At 76.9% G+C, this 22,782-nt stretch carries 13 protein-coding genes; all 13 read right to left on the reverse strand.

Annotation, left to right across the window (positions count from 1 at the left end):
* Nucleotides 1-90 precede the first annotated feature (90 nt).
* The 13 genes from ACFYNO_RS06325 to ACFYNO_RS06385 are packed head-to-tail and all read right to left on the reverse strand — an operon-like array spanning nucleotide 91 to nucleotide 22,608.
* On the reverse strand, nucleotides 91-885 hold the full coding sequence (locus ACFYNO_RS06325) for an ABC transporter permease (protein ID WP_388006111.1): 795 nt from the start codon (nucleotides 883-885) through the stop codon (nucleotides 91-93).
* Nucleotides 882-1,652, reverse strand: a complete 771-nt coding sequence (locus ACFYNO_RS06330) for an ABC transporter permease (protein WP_388006114.1) — start codon at nucleotides 1,650-1,652, stop codon at nucleotides 882-884. Before ACFYNO_RS06330 ends, ACFYNO_RS06325 begins: the two co-directional genes overlap by 4 nt.
* Complete coding sequence (locus ACFYNO_RS06335; RefSeq protein WP_388006117.1) at nucleotides 1,649-2,608, reverse strand: ATP-binding cassette domain-containing protein; 960 nt, start codon at nucleotides 2,606-2,608, stop codon at nucleotides 1,649-1,651. Before ACFYNO_RS06335 ends, ACFYNO_RS06330 begins: the two co-directional genes overlap by 4 nt.
* Entirely contained in the window at nucleotides 2,605-12,804 is a 10,200-nt protein-coding gene (locus ACFYNO_RS06340; RefSeq protein WP_388006120.1) for an amino acid adenylation domain-containing protein, read from the reverse strand. Before ACFYNO_RS06340 ends, ACFYNO_RS06335 begins: the two co-directional genes overlap by 4 nt.
* A 4-nt stretch (nucleotides 12,805-12,808) precedes the next feature.
* Entirely contained in the window at nucleotides 12,809-13,090 is a 282-nt protein-coding gene (locus tag ACFYNO_RS06345; RefSeq protein ID WP_388006123.1) for a phosphopantetheine-binding protein, read from the reverse strand.
* Nucleotides 13,087-14,040 carry a transglutaminase domain-containing protein gene (locus ACFYNO_RS06350; RefSeq protein ID WP_388006126.1) on the reverse strand — a complete coding sequence of 318 codons (954 nt, stop codon included), beginning with the start codon at nucleotides 14,038-14,040 and terminating at the stop codon, nucleotides 13,087-13,089. The genes ACFYNO_RS06345 and ACFYNO_RS06350 overlap by 4 nt, the downstream gene beginning before the upstream one ends.
* A complete protein-coding gene (locus ACFYNO_RS06355; protein ID WP_388006129.1) occupies nucleotides 14,009-15,028 on the reverse strand; it encodes a Gfo/Idh/MocA family protein in 1,020 nt (339 codons plus the stop codon). Before ACFYNO_RS06355 ends, ACFYNO_RS06350 begins: the two co-directional genes overlap by 32 nt.
* On the reverse strand, nucleotides 15,025-16,071 hold the full coding sequence (locus ACFYNO_RS06360; RefSeq protein ID WP_388006132.1) for a zinc-binding dehydrogenase: 1,047 nt from the start codon (nucleotides 16,069-16,071) through the stop codon (nucleotides 15,025-15,027). Before ACFYNO_RS06360 ends, ACFYNO_RS06355 begins: the two co-directional genes overlap by 4 nt.
* Nucleotide 16,072: 1 nt before the next feature.
* Nucleotides 16,073-16,939 (reverse strand): phytanoyl-CoA dioxygenase family protein, encoded by an 867-nt coding sequence (locus ACFYNO_RS06365; RefSeq protein ID WP_388006135.1) that lies wholly within the window; start codon nucleotides 16,937-16,939, stop codon nucleotides 16,073-16,075.
* Between the two features lie 21 nt (nucleotides 16,940-16,960).
* Nucleotides 16,961-18,067, reverse strand: a complete 1,107-nt coding sequence (locus tag ACFYNO_RS06370; RefSeq protein ID WP_388006138.1) for a hypothetical protein — start codon at nucleotides 18,065-18,067, stop codon at nucleotides 16,961-16,963.
* The gene (locus ACFYNO_RS06375; protein ID WP_388006141.1) at nucleotides 18,064-19,284 is read right to left on the reverse strand and encodes a hypothetical protein; all 1,221 of its coding nucleotides are present in this window, start codon (nucleotides 19,282-19,284) and stop codon (nucleotides 18,064-18,066) included. Before ACFYNO_RS06375 ends, ACFYNO_RS06370 begins: the two co-directional genes overlap by 4 nt.
* On the reverse strand, nucleotides 19,281-21,419 hold the full coding sequence (locus ACFYNO_RS06380; protein WP_388006144.1) for a DegT/DnrJ/EryC1/StrS family aminotransferase: 2,139 nt from the start codon (nucleotides 21,417-21,419) through the stop codon (nucleotides 19,281-19,283). The genes ACFYNO_RS06375 and ACFYNO_RS06380 overlap by 4 nt, the downstream gene beginning before the upstream one ends.
* Complete coding sequence (locus ACFYNO_RS06385) at nucleotides 21,403-22,608, reverse strand: radical SAM protein (RefSeq protein WP_388006147.1); 1,206 nt, start codon at nucleotides 22,606-22,608, stop codon at nucleotides 21,403-21,405. The genes ACFYNO_RS06380 and ACFYNO_RS06385 overlap by 17 nt, the downstream gene beginning before the upstream one ends.
* Nucleotides 22,609-22,782 lie beyond the last annotated feature (174 nt).

Here is a 22,782-nt window from a genome sequence, read left to right on the forward strand (position 1 = left end):
CCGCACCCGACGGACCCCCTGGTCCGGGAGCCGATCCCGGACCAGGGGGTCCGCCGCGTTCCGGCGCCGCGCGGGCGGGCCGGGGCCGGATCAGCCCTCGAAGCCGATCGAGCCGCTGCGGCGGCCGCCCTCGCCGAACCAGTGGAAGACCCCGGCGCCGACGGCCAGCCAGAGGCAGGCCACCACCGCCTCGACCAGCACCTGGCCGACCGCGGGGGCCACCGCGCCGCCCGCGACCAGGCCGCGGACCGCCCGCAGGCCGTGGGTCAGCGGCAGCACCTGGGCGAGTTCGCGCAGCGGCGCGGGCCAGAAGCCGACCGGCACCTGCGCCCCCGTCAGCACCATCAGGCCGAGCGCGCCGAGGTTGCCGACCAGGCTGCGCAGGTGCACGATCCGCAGCGCCAGGCCGCCGAGCGCCAGCGCGAAGCAGTAGACCGCGACCGCGGTGACCGCGATCGCCGGCACCGCCAGCAGCGCGGCCGGCATCGGCAGCCGCACCCCGAAGGCCGGCGCCAGCGCGAAGAGCGAGATGGTGCTGCACACCATCCCGTCGAGCAGCCACTGGACGCTGCGGCCCAGGAAGACCGTGAAGAGCCGGCCCGGCGCCGCGACGAGCAGCGGCACGGTGCCGGCCATCCGCTCCGAGGCGGTGGTGGCGCAGGCCAGCATCACGCTGGTGACGGCGACGAAGACCGAGTTGCCCACCAGCAGGTAGGCCGTGCGGTCCGCCCCGACCACCCGCCCGATCAGGGCGAACATCGAGACCTGGCAGAGCAGCCGGAGCAGCCAGGCGAAGGCCCAGGTGCGCCAGGTGTGCACGGCCCGCAGGTCGGCGAGGGCGACCAGCACGGCGTAGCGCAGGATGCGGAGGTTGTTCCTGATCATGAGTAGCTCATCGTCCCCAGCACTCGCAGTCGGCGGACCACCCGGCCGACCAGCCACAGCCCGGCGGCGAAGGCGGCCAGGCCCAGCAGCAGCACCATCGCCAGGCCGGTGGCGGCCCCGCGGACCGGCGCCGGCAGCATGGCGGACCTCAGCAGGTCCGAGGACCAGGAGAGGAAGTAGGCCCGGCTCAGCGGGCGGATCCAGTCCGGCAGCAGCGAGACCGGCACCACGGCGCCGCTGAGGATGTAGAAGGGGTAGGTCATCGCGTTCTGGAAGGTCAGCACGGACCTGCCGAGCACGAAGAGCGCGGTGATCACCGTCGAGGTGCCGACGACGGCGAGCGCGGTGGCCGCCAGCGCGGCCAGGAAGAGCCAGGGGTGCGGCACGTCGACGGGGACGTCGAAGGCGACCCGGGCGACCAGCATGCTCTCGGGCACGCCGAGCAGGCTGATCGAGGCCACCACCGCGACCCGGCCGGCCACCAGCAGCGCCAGCGGGGCCGGCGTGGTGGAGGTCGCCTCCAGGGTGGCCCGTTCCCGCTCCAGGTCGATGATCTCGCCCGACACGAAGACCGCCGAGCTCCACACCGCCATCACCGAGGTGCCGACCACGGCGTAGGCGGCGAGGTCCCGGCGGCCGCCCTCGACGAAGATCGCCAGGAAGGCGACCGTGAACAGCGGCAGCGTCACCAGGACCATCAGGTCGTCCAGCGAGGTCCGCATGTGCAGGAACTGCAGCCGTGCGCCGGCCAGGAGGACGCGGATCACCGGACCGTCAGCCCCCGCTTGCCGATCACCGAGAGGTAGACGTCCTCCAGGCTCGGCCGGCCGGTGGAGAGCGAGGTGACGCCCTGGTCCAGCAGGTGGCGCAGCACGACCGCGGCCGCGCCCTCGGCGTCGGTCTCCACCACCAGCCGGCCGTCCGGGCCGTGCGTCACGGCGCCGACCCCGGGCAGTCCGCGCACCCCCGCCGCGACCGCGGCCGGCACCTCGGCGGCGGTGATCCGCTCGTGGGCCGCCATCCAGCGGCCGATGGTCGAGGGCTGCTCGGTGCCGAGCAGCCGGCCGCCGTCCACCAGCGAGACCCGGTCGCAGACCGCCTCGGCCTCCGCCATGTCGTGGGTGGTCAGCAGCAGGGTGCGGCCGTCCGCGCGCAACTCGCCGACCAGTGCCCGGAACTCGTGGGCGGCCACCGGGTCCATGCCGACCGTCGGCTCGTCCAGGATCACCACCCGCGGGTCGTTGACCAGGCCGCGGGCCAGGTGCAGGCGCTGCTTCATGCCGCGCGAGAAGGTCTCGACCCGCTCGTCCGCGCGGTCCGCCAGCCCGGTGCGCTCCAGCAGGCGCTGCACCCTGGGCTTGGCCACGCTGCCGCGCAGGTGGAAGAGCGAGGACCAGTAGAGCAGGTTCTGCCGGGCCGTCAGGCGGTTGTAGAGGCCGCGCTCGCCGCCGAAGACGATGCCCACGGTCCGGCGCACCCCCGCGGTGTCCGCCACCACGTCCAGCCCCGCCACCCGGGCCGTCCCCGAGGTCGGCAGCAGCACGGTGGAGAGGATCCGGCAGAGCGTGGTCTTGCCCGCGCCGTTCGGCCCGAGCAGTCCGTGGACCTCGCCCTCCGGGACGGCGAGGTCGAGCCCCGCCAGCGCCACCCGCGGACCCTCCCCGGCGCGCGGGAAGGTACGGCGCAGGTCCCTCACCTCGACCATCGCAGGCGTGTTCGTCATCCTCGGTCTCCCCGCTCCTCCGTCACCGGTGTGGCGATCCAGTCGCCGAGCAGGGCCGCGATCGCCCGCAGCGGCTCGGGCTGCATCAGGTCGTAGTGCCCGGCCGCGAGCCGGTGCTGGTGGAGCCGCCCGTCCACCGCCGGACGCCAGGCGGCCGGGCCGGCCTCGGCCGGGTCCTCCGGGTGCTCGGCGAGCACGTGCAGCACGTCGCCGCGGAAGGTGCCGGGGGTGAACCCGGCGGCCAGCCGCAGGTGGTGGCGGGTCACCTGGTCGAGCCGCTCGAGCAGGTCCGGCCCGAGCCGGCGCAGCGCGCCGTACTCCAGGTGCAGCCGGGCGGTCAGGACGTCCTCCTCGGCCGGCTCGGCCGGGCCGCCGCCGTACAGCCGGCTGTCCAGCAGCGCCAGCAGGTCGACCCGCTCGCCGGCCCGCTGCAGCAGGACGGCCATCGCGTGCGCGACGTTGCCGCCGAAGGACCAGCCCACCAGCCGGTAGGGCCCGCTCGGCTGGACGGCGCGGATCCGCTCGAGGTGCGCCGCGGCCAGCTCCCAGACGCTGCCCGGCAGCGGGCCGCCGTCCGGGCCGGGCAGCGCCTGCAGCGCGTACACCGGCGTGCCCGGCGGCAGCAGCCCGGCCAGGCCCGCGTAGCACCAGCCCAGCCCGTTGACCGGGTGGACGCAGAACAGCGCCGGCCGCCGGCCGCCCACCCGGATCGGCAGCAGGCCGTCGTACGGGTCCTGCCCGCCGTCGCCGTCCAGCGCGGCGGCCAGGCCGGCGACGTCGGGCGTCCGGAACACCTGCTCCAGCCCGAGCCGCACGCCGGTCGCCTCGTGCAGCCGGTCGAGCAGCCGGACCGCGAGCAGCGAGTGGCCGCCGAGCTCGAAGAAGCCGTCCCCGACGCCGACCGGTCCGGTGCCCAGCACCTCGGCGAAGACCTCGCCCACCACCTGCTCGCGCGGGGTGCGCGGCTCGCCGGCCGCGGCGGCGGGCGGCTGCCCGGGCGGCACCGGCAGGGCCGCCCGGTCCACCTTGCCGTGCGCCGTCACCGGGATCCGGTCCAGCACCGTGACGACGGCGGGCACCAGCGCGGCCGGCAGCGTCGCGGCCAGGCGGCGGCGCAGCTCGGCCGGCTCGGGGGCCGCACCGGGCTCGGCCGTCACGTAGCCGAGCAGCCGGGGGCCGCCCGCGAGCCCGCGCACGGCCACGGCGGCCCCGGCCACGCCGGGCAGCGCCCGCAGCGCCGCCTCCACCTCGCCGGGCTCGATCCGCACCCCGCGCACCTTCAGCTGGTCGTCCGAGCGGCCGAGGAAGACCAGCTGCCCGTCCGGGCCGCGGCGGGCGCGGTCGCCGGTGTGGTACATCCGGCTGCCCGGCGGCCCGAACGGCGAGGCGGTGAACCGCCCGGCGGTCAGCCCGGCCCGGCCCGGATAGCCGAGCGCCAGGCCGTGGCCGGCCAGGTAGAGGTCGCCCGGCACGCCGGGGGGCACCGGCCGCAGCCGGTGGTCCAGCAGCAGCACCCGGGTTCCGGCGACCGGGCGGCCGATCGGCGGCGGGCCGCCGGGCTCCAGCGGGTCGCTGACCGTCGCGGCGATGGTGCTCTCGGTGGGCCCGTAGGCGTTGACCATCCGCCGGCCCGGCGCCCAGGCTGCGACCAGCTCGGGCGCGCAGGCCTCGGCCCCGACCACCAGGCACTCCAGCACCCCGGCGGGCAGCACCGGCACGGTGGCCAGCACGGCCGGCGGGACCAGCGCGTGGCTGACCGCCTGACGGGTGATCAGCTCGGCCAGCTCCGGTCCGGCCAGCACCCCGGAGGGGAGCCGGTCCGGTCCGGCCGGCTCCGGGACGACCAGGGCGGCGCCGCGGCTCCAGGCCATCAGCAGTTCCATCACCGAGGCGTCGAAGCCAGGGGAGGCGAGCATCAGCACCCGGGAGCCGGCCGTGATGCCGAACCGCTCGGCCATGGTGGCGGCCAGCGCGGCCAGGCCCCGCTGGGGCACCCGCACGCCCTTGGGGCGCCCGGTGGAGCCCGAGGTGTAGATGAGGTAGGCGGCGGACTCCGGCGGCATCGGGCGCACCGCGGGCAGCGCGGCGGGTGGCCCGGGCTCCGGGTCCGGCTCCGGTCCGAGCAGCAGCCGCTCGGCGCCGGTCTCCGGCAGCGCCGTCCCCGCGGTGGTGAGGACCAGCACCGGTGCGGCGTCCGCCAGCAGGTACCCGATCCGGTCCGCCGGGTAGCCGGGGTCGACCGGCAGGTGGACGGCGCCGATCCGGGAGATCGCGAGCACCGCGACCACCAGCTCCACCGAGCGCGGCAGTGCGACCGCGACCACGTCCTGCGGGCCGACCCCGAGCGCCAGCAGCCGGGCGGCGAGCCCGGCCGCCCACCGCTCGACCCGTCCGAAGCCGAGCACCGTGGTTCCGCGGACCACCGCCGCGGCCGCCGGGTCGCGCCCGGCGCAGGCGGCGAAGAGCTGCGCCAGGGTGGCGGGTCCGGCCGCCGGCTCGCCGCCGGACAGTTCCCGCAGTTCCCGGTCGCGGTCCTCGGGGCCGAGCGCCTCCAGTTCGCCGATCGGCCGGTCCGGCTCGGCCGAGGCCCGGTCGAGCAGCACCAGCAGCATCCGGGCCAGCGCCTCGGCGGTGCTCCGGTCGAACAGCGCCCGGCGGTAGCCGAGCCGCAGGCCGAGCCCGGTCGAGCCGTCGGCCTGCCGGGTCTCGGTGAACTCCAGCAGCAGGTCGAACTTGGTCGCGTCGAAGCCGACCTCGAGGGCGGTGGCCGTCAGGTCGCCGAACGGCGCGGGCCCCTCCGGCTCCGCGGTCGCGTACGAGGACATCACGGCGAACAGCGGGTTGCGCCCGGCGGCCCGGTCCGGCCGCAGCAGCTCCACCACCCGCTCGAAGGGCAGGTCCTGGTGGGCCAGCGCGCCCAGCACCGTGCCGCGGGTCCGTTCCAGCAGCTCGTGGAAGGTCGGGTCGCCGCCGGCGTCGATCCGCAGCACCAGGGTGTTGACGAAGAAGCCGATCAGCTCCTCCAGGGCCTCGTCGGTGCGGCCGGACACCACGGTGCCGAGCGGGACGTCCGTGCCGGCCCCGAGCCGCGCCATCAGCAGTGCCACCCCGGCCTGGACCACCGTGTAGAGGCTGGTGCCGCTCTCCCGGGCCAGCCGTTGCAGCCGGTCGGCGACCTTGTCCGGGACGGTCAGCGCGAAGCCCTCCCCGCCCGGATCGGCGAGGTCGCGGGCGTCGGTGCGCACGGGCAGCCGCAGCTCCGGCAGGCCGGCGAGGGTGTCCCGCCAGTACCGCGCCTGCCCGGCCAGCAGCCCCTCCGGGGTGTGCTCGCCCGCGGCCAGCTCGGCCTGCCAGAGCGCGTAGTCCGCGTACTGGACCGGGAGCGGCGGGCGCGGGTCCGGCTCGCCGAGCCGGATCCGCCGGTAGGCCCCGGCGAGCTCGCGCCAGAAAGCGCCGATCGCGAAGCCGTCGATCGCGATGTGGTGGACGGTCACCAGCAGCACGTGCTCGTCCTCGCCCAGCGAGAAGAGCACCGCCCGCAGCGGCGGCCGCGCCCCGAGGTCGAAGGGCTCGGAGGCCTCCTCGGTGAGCAGGCCGTCCAGGGCCTGCGGCGCGGCCGCGGCGCAGCGCAGCAGCGAGCCGGCGGCGGGCGGGTCCAGCACCAGCTGCACCGGCTCGCCGGCCGTCGCCGGGTAGACGGTGCGCAGGACCTCGTGCCGGGCCACCACCGCGTCGAGCGCGGCGGCCAGCGCGGCCCGGTCCGGGCGCCCGCGCAGGCGCCGGGCGAGCGGCACGTTGTAGGCCCCGGGCGGGCCCGGCAGCCGGTGCAGCAGCCAGAGCCGGCGCTGCGCGGGCGAGAGCGGCAGCGCGGCGGGGCGTTCGCGGACGGTGAGCGCGGGCCGGGTGCGGGCGGCGCCGGCGACGACCGCGGCCAGTCCGGCCACCGTGCGCCCCTCGAAGACGTCCCGGGCGGAGACGTCCACGCCGAAGGCCGCGGCGATCCGGGCGGCCAGCCGGATCGCCGAGAGCGAGTGGCCGCCGAGCCCGAAGAAGTCGTCGTCCACCCCGATCAGCTCCGCGCCGACCCCGGTGACCTCGGCGAACAGCTCGCGCAGCCGGCGCCGGGCGGGGTCGGCCGGCGCCGGACCCGCGACCGGACCGGCCGCGGCGGCGCCGGGCGCGGGCAGCGCCGCGCGGTCCACCTTGCCGTTGGCGGTCAGCGGGAGCCGGTCGAGCGGCACCAGCACGGCGGGCACCATGTAGCCGGGCAGCACGGCGGAGAGCCGCGCGCGCAGCGCGGCGGGATCGAGGGTGTGCCCGGCGGCCGGCACCAGGTAGCCGACCAGCTGCGGTCCCGCGGCGCCCGCCTCGCGGACCACGGCGACCACCTGGGCCACCCCGTCCAGGGCCGCGAGCGCGTCGCCGACCTCGTCGAGCTCGATCCGGAAGCCGCGCAGCTTCACCTGGCCGTCGGTCCGCCCGACGAAGTCCAGCTGCCCGTCCCGGCGCCACCGCACCAGGTCGCCGGTGCGGTACATCCGGCCGCCCGGCGGCCCGAACGGGCAGGCGGTGAACCGCTCGGCGGTCAGGTCGGGGCGGCCCAGGTAGCCGCGGGCCACGCCCGCGCCGGCCAGGTACAGCTCGCCGACCACCCCGGGCGGCACCGGCCGCAGCCGCTCGTCCAGCACGTACAGCCGCATGCCGTCCAGCGGCCGGCCGATCGGGAAGGTGCTGCCCGGCGGGTCCGCCGAGCCGGCCCGGGCGCTGGTGGCGAAGGTGGTGGCCTCGGTCGGTCCGTAGCCGTTGGCGACCACCAGGCCGGGGCAGGCCGCCAGCACCCGGCGCACCGCCGCGGCCGGCACCACGTCGCCGCCCGCCCACACCTCGGTGACCCCGGCCAGGCAGCCCGGGTCGAGCTCGGCCACCAGCTGGAACAGCCCGGAGGTGAGCCAGAGCGCCGTCACCCCGCCGGCGGCGATGAGCCGGCCGAGGGCGGCCACGTCCAGGTCGCCGGGCGGCGCGACCACGGCGGTGCCGCCGCGCAGCAGCGGCACCCAGACCTCGTAGGTGGACAGGTCGAAGGCGGTGGGGGAGTGCACCAGCACCCGCCGGTGCGCGCCGCCCGCCCAGCGGTGGTCGCGGACGAAGGCCAGGATGTCGCGGTGGGTGACGGCCACGCCCTTGGGCACGCCGGTGGAGCCGGAGGTGAAGATCGTGTAGGCCAGCGCGTCCGGGTGCCCGGCGGCGCGGGGCCGGCGGTCGTCGCCGGCGGTCTGCGGCGCCGGCGCGACGGCCAGGCAGGGCGGCCCGAGCTCGCCGGCCCGCCCGGACCAGGCGGCGTCGGTCAGCACCAGCACCGCACCGGCGTCCCGCAGCACCCGCCGGTGCCGGGCGGGCGGATCGCTGAGGTGCAGCGGGAGGTAGCCGGCACCGGCCTTGAGTACCGCGAGCATCGCGGCGATCAGCGCCGCGGACCGGTCGCAGAGCAGCGCCACCCGGTCCTCCGGCCGGACCCCGCGGTCGACCAGCTCGGCGGCCAACCGGTCGGACCAGGCGTCGAGTTCCCGGTAGCTGACGGCCCGTCCGCCGTCCTGCACGGCGACCGCCAGCGGGGTGCTGCGGGCCCAGTGGGCGAACTGATCCGGGACGTTCGCGGCCGGCTCGGCCGGATGCGCCGGGGTGTCGTTGAACTCCTCGAGCAGCAGCCGGCGTTCGGCGGCCGAGAGGAGCCCGGCCGCGGAGACCGGCGCCTGCGGGTCGGCGGCCAGCGCCGCCAGCAGCCGCAGGTAGCGCTCGCCCAGCTCGACCGCCGTCCCGCGGTCGAAGAGGTCGGTGGAGTACTCCAGCCAGCAGTCGAGACCGGCCGGCGCCCCACCGGGGCCGCGCCGCTCGCGGAAGGTGAAGGTGAGGTCGAACTTGGCCGCCGCGCCGTCGAGCGGGTGCGGCGCCACCGCCAGGCCGGGCAGCGCGAGGTCGTCCCCGTCGGCCTGGAGCAGCAGCATCACCTGGAACAGCGGGTGCCGGGAGAGCGCCCGGGGCGGGTTGACCGCCTCCACGATCCGCTCGAAGGGCACGTCCTGGTCGTCGTGGGCGGCGAGTCCGGTCTCCCGCACCCGGGCCAGCAGTTCGACCGCGCTGGGGTCGCCGGACAGGTCGTAGCGCAGCACCTGGGTGTTGACGAAGAAGCCGACCAGCTCGTCCAGCGCGCTGTCGCGCCGCCCGGCGGCGACACCGCCGATGGCGACGTCGGTGCCGCAGCCGTGCCGGGAGAGCAGCAGGGCCAGACCGGCCTGCAGCACCATGAGGGTGCTGCTGGAGGTGAGCGCGGCCAGCGCGGTGACGCCGGCGTGCAGCTCGGCGCCGGTCCCGAAGGCGACCGCCGCGGCGCCCAGCGAGGGAACGGCCGGGCGGGGCCGGTCGGCCGGCGGCAGGCTCTCCGCCGGCAGGTCGGCCAACCGCTCCCGCCAGCGCGCCAGTTGACGGTTGAGCAGGCTCCCCGGATCGTCCTCGCGCCCGAGCAGCCCGGCCTGCCAGCGGGTGTAGTCGGCGTAGCGCACCGGCAGCGGCTGCCAGGCCGGAGCGGCGCCGGTCCGGCGGGCGGCGTAGGCCGTGGCGAGATCGGCCCAGAGCGGGCCCATCGACCAGCCGTCGGTGGCGATGTGGTGCAGCACCACGGCGAGCACGTGCTCGTCCGGCGCCAGCCGGAAGAGCGCGAAGCGCACCGGCAGTTCGCGCTCGAGCGCGAACGGGTGCCGGATGACGTCGGCCAGCCGCGCGGCGAGGCCCGCGCCGTCGGTGTCCACGGTCGGCAGCTCGACCGGCCGCGGGTCCAGGATCCGCTGCTGCGGCTCGCCGGCGGCCGCCGGGAAGACGGTGCGCAGCGGCTCGTGCCGCTCGACCAGGTCGGTGAGCGCGGCGCGCAGCGCCCGGACGTCGAGTTCGCCGGTCAGGCGGTGGACGGCGGGGATGTGGTAGCGGTCCGAGGGGCCCTCGGCCTGCTCGACGAACCAGAGCCGGCGCTGGGCGGGCGAGAGCGGCAGGGTCGCCGTGCGCGGACCGGGCAGCAGCGGGGGGTGCCCGCCGGCGGCCGTCTCGGCCACCGCGGCCAGGCCCCGGACGGTGGGGTTCTCGAACAGGTCGCGCAGCGTCAGGCCGACCCCGAGCGCCGCCCGGATCCGGCTGAGCAGCCGGGTGGCCAGCAGCGAGTGGCCGCCGAGGGCGAAGAAGTCGTCGTCGATCCCGACCCGGTCCGGCGGGACCGCGGTGGTCTCGGCGAAGAGCGCGCGCAGCACCTCCTGCCGCGGCGAGCGCGCCGCCCGGCCGCCCGCGCCGCTGCCGAACTCCGGCTCCGGCAGCGCCCGGTGGTCGAGCTTGCCGTTCGCGGTCAGGGGCAGCTCGGCGAGCAGCACGAAGGCGTCCGGCACCATCGCGCGGGGCAGCAGCCGGGCGGTGTGGGCGCGCAGCTCGGCCTCCTGCGGGGCCGGACCGCGCGGCACCGCGTAGGCGACCAGCCGGCGGCCGCCCCGCCCGTCCGCGCGGGCCAGCACGACGGCGCGGGCGACCGCGGGGTGGCGCCCGACCGCCGCGGCCACCTCGCCCGGCTCGATCCGGTGGCCGCGGATCTTCACCTGCTCGTCGGTGCGGCCCAGGTAGGCCAGCGCGCCGTCGTGGCCGAGCCGGACCAGGTCGCCGGTGCGGTACATCCGGCTGCCCGGCGGGCCGAACGGGTCGGCGGTGAAGCGCTCCGCGGTGAGCTCCGGCCGCCCGACGTAACCGCGGGCCAACTGCACGCCCGCCAGGTGGAGTTCGCCGACGGCCCCGGGGGGCACCGGGCGCAGCCAGCGATCCAGCACGTAGCCGCGGACGTTCTCCAGCGGCCGCCCGATCAGCGGCTGCGCGCTGTCCGCCAGCGGGGCCGCCAGCGCGTCCACGGTGCACTCGGTGGGGCCGTAGTAGTTGGTGCTCAGCGTCTCCGGGTGCGCGCGGAGTTCGGCCCACAGGGCGGCGTCCAGCGCCTCCCCGCCGACCATCAGCAGGGTGGGCGCGGGCGTGCCGTCGAGCAGCCCGGCGGCGAGCAGGGCCGCGGCGAAGCCCGGCGTCACGTCCATGAAGTCGATGCCGGCCGCGCGGACCAGGCCGACCAGGGCCTCGGCGTCCCGCCGCACCCGGTCGCCGACCAGGTGCAGCTGGTGGCCGGCCGTCAGCGCGAGCGGGCCCTCCCAGGCGGTGTCGAAGGTGGTGGCGGCGGTCATCGCCACCCGCAGCGGCCGGCCCAGCCGGGCGGCGTGCGGGTCGAAGAGCCGGGCGGCGTGCCGCGCCCGGAGGTTGGCCAGACTGCGGTGGGTGACCAGCACGCCCTTGGGCCGGCCGGTGGAGCCGGAGGTGTGGATCACGTAGGCGGCGTGGTCGGGCAGCAGGGGCGCGGCCCGGTCGGCGTCGCCGACCGGGCCGCCGTCCGCCGCGGCGAGCGCCGCCCGGGCCGCGGGCGCGTCCAGCAGCAGGGCCGGGCACCCGTGCTCGGGCAGCCGGTCCGCGGTGGCGGCGGTGGCGAGCAGCAGCACCGGGTCGGTGTCGGCGAGGATCCGCGCCGTGCGCTCCCGGGGCGCCTCCGGGTCGACCGGCACCAGCACGCCGCCGGCCCGCAGCACCGCGAAGAGCGCCACCACCGATTCGGCGGTGCGCGGCAGCGCCACCGCCACCGCGCGCTCCGGCCCGACCCCGGCCGCGACCAGCACCCGGGCCAGCCGGTTCACCCGGTCGTCGAGCTCGCCGAAGCCGAGCACCGCGTCCTCGGCCACCAGCGCGGTGGCGCCGGGGCGTTCGGCGGCGCGCGCGGCCAGGGCGTCCGGCAGGAGCGGGGCGCCGCCCGGCGCCGGGCCGGGCCGCACCGGTGCGGCCGGTGCGGCGGGGCCGGCCACCGGCAGCCGGCGCACCAGCGCCTCGGGCTGCTCCACCAGGTGGTCCAGCACCCGGCGGAAGGCGTCCGCCATGGCCTGCACCGTCGCCGCGTCGAAGAGCCGGGCGTCGTAGCCGAAGCTCGCGGTGAGCACGCCGTCGTCCACGATGGTGTCGAGCTCCAGGGCGAACCTGGTCGCCCGCTCCCGGATCCCCTCCCGGCGGCAGAGCGCCTGCGCGCCGCCGGCCGAGGTCCACTCGCCGTGGTGCACGGTGACCACCTCGAACAGCGGGTCGCGGTCCGGCTCGCGGACCGGCTGCAGCGCCGCGACGACCTGCTCGAACGGCACCTCCTGGTGCTCCCGGGCGAACCGGAGCCGGTCGTTGGCCAGCCGGCACAGCTCGCGCGCGGTGGTCGCGGCGGTGAGGTCGAGGCGCACGGCGACGGTGGCCGAGTAGTACCCGACCACGTCGGTGAACTCCGGGCCCCGGCTGCCCCGCAGCACGGTGCCCAGGAGCAGGTCGGTCTGCCCGGAGTAGGCGGAGAGCACCACGGCCAGTGCGGCCGTCAGCACCCCGGAGAGGGTGCTGCGGTAGCGCAGCGCCCGGGTCCGCAGCTCGCGGGTGCGGGCCTCGGAGAAGACCGCGGTGACGCAGTCGGCGCCGCGCGGGCCGGGCCGGCGCGGCCGGTCGGTGGCGAGCTCCAGCCGCTGGTGGCCGGCGAGTTCGGTGCGCCAGTGGTCGAGCCGGCGGTCCAGTTCGGCCTGCGGAACGGCCCGTTGGGCGGCCGCGTGGTCCCGGTACCGGGCCGGCAGCGGCGCCAGCCCGGCGGGCCGGCCGGCCAGCGCGGCGCGGTACAGCTCGACCAGGTCGCGCTGCAGCACCCGCACCGCCTCGCCGTCCACCATCACGTGGTGCATGGCCAGCACCAGCACGTCGCCCTCGTCGGCCGGGACCACCCGGGCCCGGATCGGCGGCGGGCCGGCCAGGTCGAAGGGCCGGGCGACGAACGCGTCCGCGGCCGGGCGCCAGTCGGCCCCGGCCGCGGCGACCCGGTCCAGCGGGATCCGGTGCGCGTCGGACACCACCGCGTACGGCCGGCCGGCCCCGTCCACGGCGTAGCCGGTGCGCAGCACCTCGTGGCGCGCCGACAGCGCGGCCAGCGCCCCGGCCAGCAGCTCCTGGTCCAGCCCGCCGGGGAAGACCAGCACCAGCGGGACGTTGTAGCCGGTGTCCGCCGGGTCGAGCTGCTGGAGCCACCAGAGCCGCTCCTGGCCGAAGGACAGCACGGTACGGGTCATGCGACTAGCTCCCCTCGTCCCCGGCACTGCCGTGCCGGGCGTCCGACACGACGCTCCACAGCCGCCCGGGGGTGGCGAACGTCTCGAAGGTGAGCACGTGGTCGTCGATCTCGATCTCGTACTGGTCCTCCAGGCCGACCAGCAGTTCCACGATCCGCAGCGAGTCCAGCCCGCTCGCCATCAGATCGGTGTCCGGCGCCAGCGGGCCGGTCCCGGGCAGCACCCGGCGCAGCAGTTCCTCGAAGCCGGTGTCCCAGCCGGCCGCGGTCCGTTCCGGCGCGGTCACCGCAGGATCGCCATCTCGCGCGCCCGGACCCCGTTGTGCGCGGTCAGCGAGGCGACCGCCTCCTGCTCGCCGGGCGAGCGGGTGAACCAGTAGACCTCGGACATCGCCCGGTCCGGCGGCCAGTCCCGGGCGTCGACGATCTCCAGCTCGGCCAGCACCCGCAGGAAGAACGGGTCGACCGCGACCCGCTCGCCGCCGATCAGCGCCTCCACCCACCAGTGGTAGAGCGGGAACGGCTTGACCAGGATCAGGCCGGTGGCCGGCCGGGCGGCCGCGCCCGCGGCCCGGACGGCGGCGACCAGGTGGCGCGAGGCCAGCCGGCAGTCGGCCAGCCGGCTCTCGCGCAGGAAGCCGAGGTCGTGGGAGAGCGCGTCCGGCAGCACGTGGAAGCGGACGTCGGCCAGCCCCTCGACCGCCGCCCGCCAGGGCTCGGGGAGTTCCACCCGCCGCACCGGGACGGCCGGGCGGGTCAGCGCGATCCGGTACTGCTGCTCGCCGACCCGCTCGGCCGCACCGGCCGGCAGGCCGGCCGCCATGGTGAGCGCGAACTCGCAGCCGCCGGGGTGGCCGGGCTCGGGGCAGCGCGCGGAGACCTCCAGCACGAGCTCCTCCGGTCCGGCGGCGGCCAGCTCGGCGAAGGCGTTGCCGATCCGCCGCAGCCCGTTGACCCGCGGCGAGGCGACGCCGAGGCCGATCACCAGGTTGTCGACGTCGTTGCGGTCGAACCGCAGCTCGGGGCCGGTGCCGGAGTGCGGCAGGCCGTGGTCGAGGCAGCGGTCGAGCAGGTCGCGCGGGATCCGGTAGACGCCGACGGCGCGTTCGGCGGACTCGGTGTAGCTGCGGTGGCCGTCCGGCACCCGCCGCACCCGGTCGACCAGGTCCGCGACGCGTTCGTCCCGCGGCGCGTCCGGTCCGCCGTCAGCCACCGTCCGGCCGTGCACCGTTGCCACCCCCGCTCTCCGCCCCGGCCGCGCCGAGGACCCGTCCGATCAGGTCGTCCACCAGCATCGCGTCGGCCAGCGGGCAGCCGGGCCGCCCGTGTCCGGCGACGGCGGCCAGGAAGTCGCCCAGCACCGGGGTCAGCGGGTTGGCGTGCCGGGCGAAGCTCCGGCGCCGGCGCAGCCGCGGGCGCCGCTCCTCGACCAGCCCGCCGTCCAGTGCGGGCAGCCGCACCGAGTGCTCCGCGCCGACCAGGGCGAGCCGGTCGCGCGCGGGCCGGCCGGACCACTCGCAGCGCAGCCGCGCGGTGGTCCCGTCGGCCCAGCCCAGCTCCACCGAGGCCCGCCGCTCCGCCCCGCCGGGGAACGGGTCCTGCACGGTGCCGCGCACCGCGCTCGGCGGCCCGAAGAGCCAGCAGAGCAGGTCGATCCGGTGGCTGCCGGCGTCGGCCAGCACGCCGCCGCCGGCCACCGGTGCGACGGTCCGCCAGTGCATCGGGTCGGCCGGCCCCGGAGCGAAGGCGCCGCGGAACCAGGAGCTGACCCGGTAGGGGCCGTGCCGCAGGGTGCCGCGCACGGCCCGCAGCGCGGGGTCCGAGCGGCGGTAGTAGGCGGCGGCGGTCACCACCGGCGCGCCGGCCGCGGCCAGCACCCCGGCCCGGTCGTAGCCGAGTGCGCCGCCGAGCGGCTTCTCCACCAGCACGTGCCGGCCCGCGGCGACCGCCGCGAGCAGCAGCGGGACGTGGGCCGCGACGGGCGTCGCGACGTAGACCGCCTCGACCCCGGCGAGCAGCTCGGCGAAGTCGTCGGTGCCGCGCCGGGCACCGAACCCGTCGGCCGTGGCCCGGGCCCGGGCGCCGTCGCGGCCCCAGACGCAGTCGACCTGCTGGCCGAGGCCGCGCAGCGCCGGGACGGCGCGGCGGCGCACCACGTCGCCGTAGCCGGCCACGCCCCAGCGCAGCCGCGGCAGCGCGCCGGGCCCGGCGTCCGCCGGGATCACGGCACGACCGCGAGCTTGAGCGTCTCGCGCGGCGGGCCCGGGTACGGGCTCGGCTCCCCGCTCGGGGTGAGCAGGCTGCTCGCGGCGAGCCGGTCGATGGCGTCCTGCAGCCGGTCCAGCGGGTAGGCGGCGCTGAGCAGCGGGGCCAGCTCCACCTGTCCGGCCAGCCGCTCGGCGGTCGCCATGGTGGCGGCCCGGGCGAGGTCGGTGGGCTCGGCGGCCATGTGCACCCGCAGGCCCTTCTTCTCCCAGGCGATCATGTCGAAGGAGACCCGGGTGTCCACGTGGTGGGTGCCGAGGAAGATCACCAGGCCGTTCTGCCGGACCAGGTCCACGCAGAGGTTGGCGGTCTCCGGGGTGCCCACCGCGTCGATCGCCACGTCGAAGCCGCCGCCGAGCAGCTCCCGGGCGGCCTCCCCGCCGGCCGGCACCGGCACCGTGCGGTCCGCCCCGAGGGCGGCCGAGCGCTCCAGCCGCCAGGGGTCGAGGTCCGCGGCCACCACCTCGGCGGCCCCGCGGCGGCGCACCACCTGGAGGGTCATCAGGCCCACCGGGCCCTGTCCGATGACGGCCACCCGGTCGCCGAGGCGCACGCCCCGGGTGGCGTGGATCGCCAGCGGCAGCAGCTGCAGGATCGCGCCCTGCTCGAACGGCACGTGGTCGGGCAGCCGGCCGACCGAGATCTGCCGGGCGAGCGCGAAGTCCGCGAAGCCGGTGGTGATCGGCGTCCGCAGGAAGACCCGCTCGCCGGGGACCGAGGTGGCGCCGGCGCCGACGGCCTCGACCGTGCCGGCCACCTCGTGCCCGAAGCAGCCCACCGCGCAGTGCTCGCGCAGGCCCAGGTAGTGGTAGTAGGCCAGGTCGCTGCGGTTGCATACGGTGCAGGCGCCGACCCGGACCAGCACCTCGCCGGGACCGGGGGCGGGCACCTCGAGGTCCCGGTGCACGGTCAGCCGGAACCGGTCGAGCAGCTCGGCGGCCCGCATGCCGCCCGTGCTCCCGCCGGTCGTCGCCGTACCGGCCGTCATCTCACTGGTCGTCATCTCACTGCCCGTCATCTGCGGACCACGGCTTCTGCCAGGCGCTGCTGACCCCGGCCCCCGCGGTCTGGAAGCGCAGGTCGGTGGAGAGCCGCATGGTCTCGGTGGTGGTGTCGAGGGTGGCGTGCACCATGTGCGGGGAGTGCATGACCAGGTCGCCGGCCCGGAAGTCGGTCCACAGCCACCGCCCGCCCAGGGTCTCCGCGGTCCAGGACAGGTCGTGGCTGAACGGCCTGGCGTCGTGCGGGCGGTCGGTGAGGGCGCGGGCACCCTCCAGCAGGCCCGGGTCGAGCCGGTGCGAGCCCTCCAGGTAGACCACGCCGCCGGTCTCCAGCGGGCAGTCGCCGAGCGGGACCCAGGCGGTCACCTGCGCGCCGTCCGCCCCGCTGGGGTAGGCGCGGTCCACGTGGGCGCGGGCCGCGCTCTTGGCCGCCGCGTCGTAGTGCCGCAGCACCTTGCGCGGCACCAGCTCGACCGGCCCGCCCAGCACCGCGGCGGCCAGCCCGGCCAGGCGCGGATCGGCGGTGAACGCCCGGTACTGCTCGCCGCGCACGAAGTCGTGGGCGGGGTGCCCGGCCGTCCCGTAGGGGGCCAGGCCGACGGGTGGCTGCCCGGAGTACACGCCGGCGGCCGGTCCGGTGCCGGGCTTCAGGTACTCGCGCGGGAAGAGCGAGAAGTAGGCCTCGCGGACCGCCCAGACCCGGGCCGGGTCGAGCACGGCGCGCAGCAGCAGGTAGCCGTCCTGCTCGTACCGCTCCCGCAGCCGGTCCGGCTCCCCCAGCAGGGGGGTGCTGTCGGTCATCGGGGCGCTGTTGGACGCGTCCAGTTCCAGGGCGACGCCGTTGGAACTGCAGTGGGCGACTGGTTGCATGGTTCTTTCCGTCGGCACGGCTCAGTAGACTCCCTCGATCAGCCGGCCCGTCTGCGCGGTCGGCGCCGGCCGCACGCCCGCGACACCGTCCCAGGGGAACCAGGGATGCGGGGCCGTGCGGAGCGCGCTGTCGCGTTCGATCAGGTTGGGGACGAAGAGGTCCTCCAGCAGCGTGGTGGTGACGACCGTGCCCCGCTCGCCGTACTCGACGTCGGCGGTCCAGTCGTCGGCCCGGGCCACCCGGAGCACCCCGTGGGGCGGTGGCAGGTGGTGGGCGCGCACCGCGTCCGCGGTCAGCGGATCGGCCTGCAGGGCGTGCCCGACCAGGGTGTTGCCGTAGGTGTCGATCCACTGCACGTCACCGAGGTACTCCTCCTTCAGGAAGCGCTCCTCCTCGGCGGTGCCGGAGGTCCCGCCGGTGCAGACCGCGCGGATCCCGTACGAGGCCAGCGGCTCGTCCAGGGCGGCGGCCAGCACCAGCAGCAGCTTGGTGGTGGTGAAGAGCAGGGTCGCCTCCCGCCTGGCCAGCAGGCTCAGGGTCTGGGCGACCAGGTGGTCCAGGTACTCCTCGGCGGTGCCGCCGGCGCCGATCCGCGCCTTCACCCAGCGCGGGTCGAAGTCGATCGCGGCCACCGCCCCGCGCCAGCTGTCCGCCAGGCCCTCGACGAAGTGGCCGTAGGCGTGCGGGCCGCTGGGCGTCATCGCGATGATGTCGCCCCCGGCCACGCCGCGCACCCGCAGCATCGCCGCGTACATCGCCACGTCGTTCTCCAGCCGGGTGACGTTGACGATCCGGCAGGGCGCGCCGCTGGTCCCGCCGGTCTCGAAGATCCGGAACGGCCGGTCCGCGAAGCCGCGCGGCAGCAGGTCGCGCACCCGGGCCCGGCGCAGCCGCTCCTTGTCGAAGACGCCGAACCGGCGCAGGTCGGCGAAGCCGCCGACCTCGGCCAGCGGGTCGAAGCCGAGTCCGTCGCGCTGGTCGAGCCAGAACGGCGAGCCGGTCTCCGGGGAGAAGTGCCAGCGCATCATCCGGCGGGTCCACTCGTCGAGGCCCAGCGCCAACTGCGGCAGGGCTTCGGTCATCTCCCGGTGCATCCGGCCCGCCTCGACCGGGACGGCCGTGGTCATCGCTGACTCCCAACGGGCTCGGGCGAGCCCACCTGGTGGGTGATGCCGCTGTCGCCGGCGAGGGCGGCGGCCTGGTCGGGGGTGGCCCGCAGGACGGTGGCGAACGGGAAGGGGGGCTCGAAGCCGAGCAGCGGGTGGGGCCCGCCGCCGGGCGCCGGTCCGAGCAGGGCCGGGGCCAGGTAGGTCGAGCCGCCGGCCGTGTCCAGCAGCGGCCGGCGGGTGTACCAGCGGTCCGCCGAGCCGGTCCGCCGCCCGACGTACTCGGCGGTCCGGGCCGCCTCGGCCGGGTCGCGGACCGCCGCCAGCGGGCGCAGCGGGTCGGCGGGCGCCAGCGGGATCCCGTCCAGCAGGGCGCCGAGCCGGGTGGCGACCGGCTCCGGGTCGCCCAGGCAGTAGACGGTGCGCACGGTGGTGCAGAACCGGCCCGCGTCCGCGGCCACCAGGTCCAGCAGGCGGTGCGCGGCCTGCTGGGGATCGGCCCCGGCCGCCACCACGGCGCGCACCCGCAGCGGTCCGTGCAGCGCCGCGGTCGGCAGCCCGCCGAACTCGGCGGCCAGTTCGGCCCCGCCGTAGAGCACCTGGTGGTCGGTCACCCGGACCAGGGCGTGCAGCGCCGGCCTGGCGGTGGGGTAGAAGCCGATCAGCTCGGGCGGCCAGCCCTCCTCCAGCAGCGCCGCGACCAGCCGCAGCGCGGAGTGCGGCTCCCGGGTGCTGGGCCTGACCCAGAGCGCGCCGCCGGCCACGGCGGCCCGCAGCACCGACTCCAGGCAGGTGAAGGTGTTGCCGGGCAGCGAGACCAGGGTGATCGGCGGGCCGTCCGCCGGGGCGGGCCGGTCCGGCTCCCGCAGGACGTCCGGCAGCAGGCCGGTCAGCAGGTCCAGCCAGCGCCCGACCAGCGGGGCCGGCAGCCCGGCACCCTCCCACAGGGCCGCGGCGAACTCGCCGGGGCCCTGCGGGCCGGGCACGCCGCACCGCACCGTGCCGGTGGCGAACCGCTGCCAGGCGGCCCGGACGATGCCGATCCGGCGCTGCCGGTCCGGCAGCGCGGTGCTGCGGGCGCGCAGCCACCGGGCGTCGGTGCGGATCACCACCTCGGGCGCCAGCGAGACCGCCGGCAGGCCCGGGGCGGCGGCCGCCCGGTCCCGCGAGACGGCCCACTCGCCGCGCCGGAACAGCGGGAGCACCCCGCCGGTCGCGGGCGGTGCGGCGGCGGTCATCCGAGGACCTCGTGCAGCGCCCGGATGACGCGGTCCTGCTCACCCGCCGTCAGCTCGGGGTAGAGCGGCAGGCAGGCGTGCCGGTCGGCGAACTCCCGGGCCCGCGGGAACTCCCGGCCGGCGAACCCGGCGGTGAAGTACGGCTGGTCGCTGAGGAGCAGGTCGTAGACCTCGCCGGCCAGCGCGACGCCGTGCTCCGCCCGCAGCCGGGCCTTGAGCTCCGCGCGGTCCACGCCCTCGCCCAGGTGGACGAGGTACTTGTACCAGCTGGTCGTGGTCCCGGCCGGGACGGGCTGGATCCGCAGGCCGGGCAGGCCCGCCAGCTCCCGGTCGTAGCGGGCCGCGAGCCGGGCCCGGGCCGCGGTGCGCTCGGCGAAGACCCGCAGCTGGGCCAGGCCCACGGCGGCGTGCACCTCGCTGAGCCGCCAGTTGCTCCCCAGGCTGTCGTGCAGGGTCGCGCCCGGGCGGACCCGGCCGTGGTCGCGCAGCCGCAGGAAGGCGTCGAGCCGGGCCGGGTCGGCGGCGGTCACCGCGCCGCCCTCGGCCGTGGTGAGCACCTTGGTCGGGTAGAAGGAGTAGGTGCCGTAGTCCGCGATGCTGCCCGCCGGCCGGTCGCCGAGCGCACTGCCGAAGGCGTGCGCGGCGTCCTCGACGACCGGGATGCCGCGCCGGTGGCACTCGGCGACCACCTCGGGCAGCAGCGGCGAGACGAGGCCGCCGGTGTGCATCGCGATCACGGCGGCGACGGCGTCGCCGTGCCGGTCGAGCCGCTCGCGCAGCGAGTCCGGGCAGAGCCCGAGCCCGTCCGGCTCCAGGTCGACGAAGTCCACCTCGGCGCCGGCCCGCAGAGCCCCCGCGGCGGTCGCGATGAAGGTGTTGACCGGGACGAGCACGGTCCGGCCGGTCACCCCGATGTCGCGCAGCGCGATCTCCAGCGCGCTGGAGCCGGAGTCCACCGCGACGGCCGGGCCGCCGGCCCAGGGGGCCAGCTCCGCCTCGAAGCGGGCGACCAGCGGGCCGATGGTGAGCACGCCCGAGTCGAGGGTCTCCTCGACCGCCACGGCGATCTCCTCGCGCATCGCCCGGGTGAAGCCGACCCGGATCGGCGCCACCGCCGGCCCGGCCGGGGCCTCCTGCGGTGCGGGCGCGAGGAGCACCCGCTTGAGGAAGTCCAGCGCCTCGGCGACGCCCGTCCCGTGGCCCATCGGCAGCGCCAGCACCTCGGCCTGCCCGTCCGCGCCCGCGAGCCGGTACAGGGCGCGGACGGTCTCGCCGGCCGCCGCCGAGTCCGCCGGCTCCAGCGCCCGGTCGTCCAGCCCGTACTGCAGCTGCAGCGGCGCGGGGGCCAGGGCGGCGAAGAGCTCGGGCAGGTCGGCCAGCCGCGCGATGCCGGGCAGCACCGAGGCGCCGTGGCCGCGGCCCAGCACCCGGTAGCTGCCCAGGTGGCTGGCCGCGCAGAGCGGCACCGGCCGGTCGGCGGCCAGCGCCGCGTGCAGCGCGACGGCGCCGCCGAGGCTGTGGCCGAAGAGCGCGGCGCGGCCGGGCAGCGCGTTCGGGTGCGCGGGCAGCCAGTCCAGCGCGCGCAGCGCGTCCCGCGCCAGCACGCCGAGCAGCGGGCTGCCCTGCTGGGCGAGCAGCTGGGCGAGCAGCTCGGCCTCGTCGCGGCCGTGCAGCCAGGACGGGTCGAGGCCGCCGTCGAACCCGTAGTCCAGGGTGAGGGTCAGGAAGCCGGCCCGGGCGAACTGCTCGGCGACGTTGCGGTCCGGGAAGTCGGGCGGCACCGCGCCGGTGACCTGGTCCACGGCGCCGTTGCGCCCGGGGCAGACCACCACCGAGGGCAGGCGCTCGGCGGTGCCGGCCGGGTACACGGCCACCACCCGGAGCTCGCCGTCCAGCAGGTGCTCCTCGCGGACCAGGCCGCCCGACTCCCGGGTGGAGAGCAGCCGGGCGGCGCCGGGGCGGCCGGAGCCGTCGATCCCGGCGCCGGCCAGCCGGCGGACCGTGCCGCGCACGCCCCGCCGCCAGGCCGCGAACTCCTCGGCCCGCTCGGGCAGCGGCCGCGGCGGGGCCGCGGTCAGCCGGGCCCAGCGGTCCGCCGCCCGAGCGGTGTCCACCGGCTCAGACGAAGTCCGCATGCAGCGTCCTCGGGATCTCGGTCTGGTAGGAGCTGAGCGCCTGGTCCAGGTTGACGTGGCCGCGGCGCAGCCACTCCAGCAGCTCGTTCTGCGGGCGGTAGAAGCAGGACTTGCACAGGTCGGTGCGGCTCGGGTTGGAGGCCTCCCACTCGGCCCGCTTGCCGCCCTCCAGCACCTGCAGGTAGCCCTCCTCCAGCACGTTGCCGATCAGGTAGCGGCTGTTGAGGTGCACCTGCGGGCAGGGGTAGAGGTTGCCGTCGGCGCCGACCGCGGTGACGAACCGGCTGTAGTGGCAGTGCTCGAAGTCGCCCTCGACGGTCTCCACCTGGTCCATCGCGCCGCGGTCGAGCTTGGGGACGGAGACCTCGAAGGACTCGGTGGCCAGCGTGGCCGCGTCCTCCAGCGAGGCGGAGACCTCGGCCATCACGTCGTCGACGGTCTGGTGGCCCAGCGCCGAGTAGAACTCCGGCTCGAAGCGGACGTAGTGGGCGCCGGAGCGGCTGGCCAGCTCGGCGGCGGCCCGCACCTCGGTGTGGTTCTCGGCGGTGATCACGTAGTTGAAGCCGACCCGGAACTCCGGGTCCACCGCCGCCTCGCGCAGGGTGCGCGGGGTGTTCTCGAAGGTCGGGAAGGTGTCGTCGCGGTCCCGGGTGATGCGCTTGAAGTTCGCCTCGGAGCCGGCGTTGAGCCCGATCCGGACCCAGGTGTGGGTGCGGGCGATGCAGTCGGCCACCTTCGGGTCGGAGAGCCGGGAGCCGTTGGTGATCAGGCCGATCCGCAGGCCGGCCGCGTGCGCCGCCTCGCAGATCTCCACGTAGCCGGGGTGGATGGTGCACTCGCCGCTGCCGCAGAAGGTGACGGCGCGTCCGCCGGTGGCGGCGAACTCCTCGAGCAGCCGGATCGCCTTGTCGGTCGGGATGGAGTCCTTGAAGGAGAAGCGGTCGTAGAACTGCTCCTCGTTCGGCGAGTGGAAGTTGCAGAAGTTGCAGCGCATGTTGCAGGCGCCCATGATCCCGATGCGCATGTGGATCGGGCGGAACTCCTCGCCGGCGGCGAAAGCCCGGACCAGACCGGGGTGGGACAGCACCTTGTTCGGAGCGTGCGCCTCGTCGAGCGAGACGATCGGCAGGCCTTCGCGATTGCTGGGGCGCGCGATGTCGTAGAGCGGTAGGTCTCGGGAATCAGTCACTGGAATCCTCCGCGCGGCGGGTCCGGAATGTCGGCGTTACGGTGCGAAATCCGCCGTCGACGGGAATCATGCCCCACGCGCCGGACGCTGGGAAGGCGTGTTCCACGGGCTGGGAATTATCATCCGAGGGTTATGTATAAGCCCTGGGTGATGCTTCATAAGTCCTGGCTGATA

The sequence above is a fragment of the Kitasatospora sp. NPDC006697 genome (assembly GCF_042869935.1).
Taxonomy (GTDB): Bacteria; Actinomycetota; Actinomycetes; order Streptomycetales; family Streptomycetaceae; genus Kitasatospora.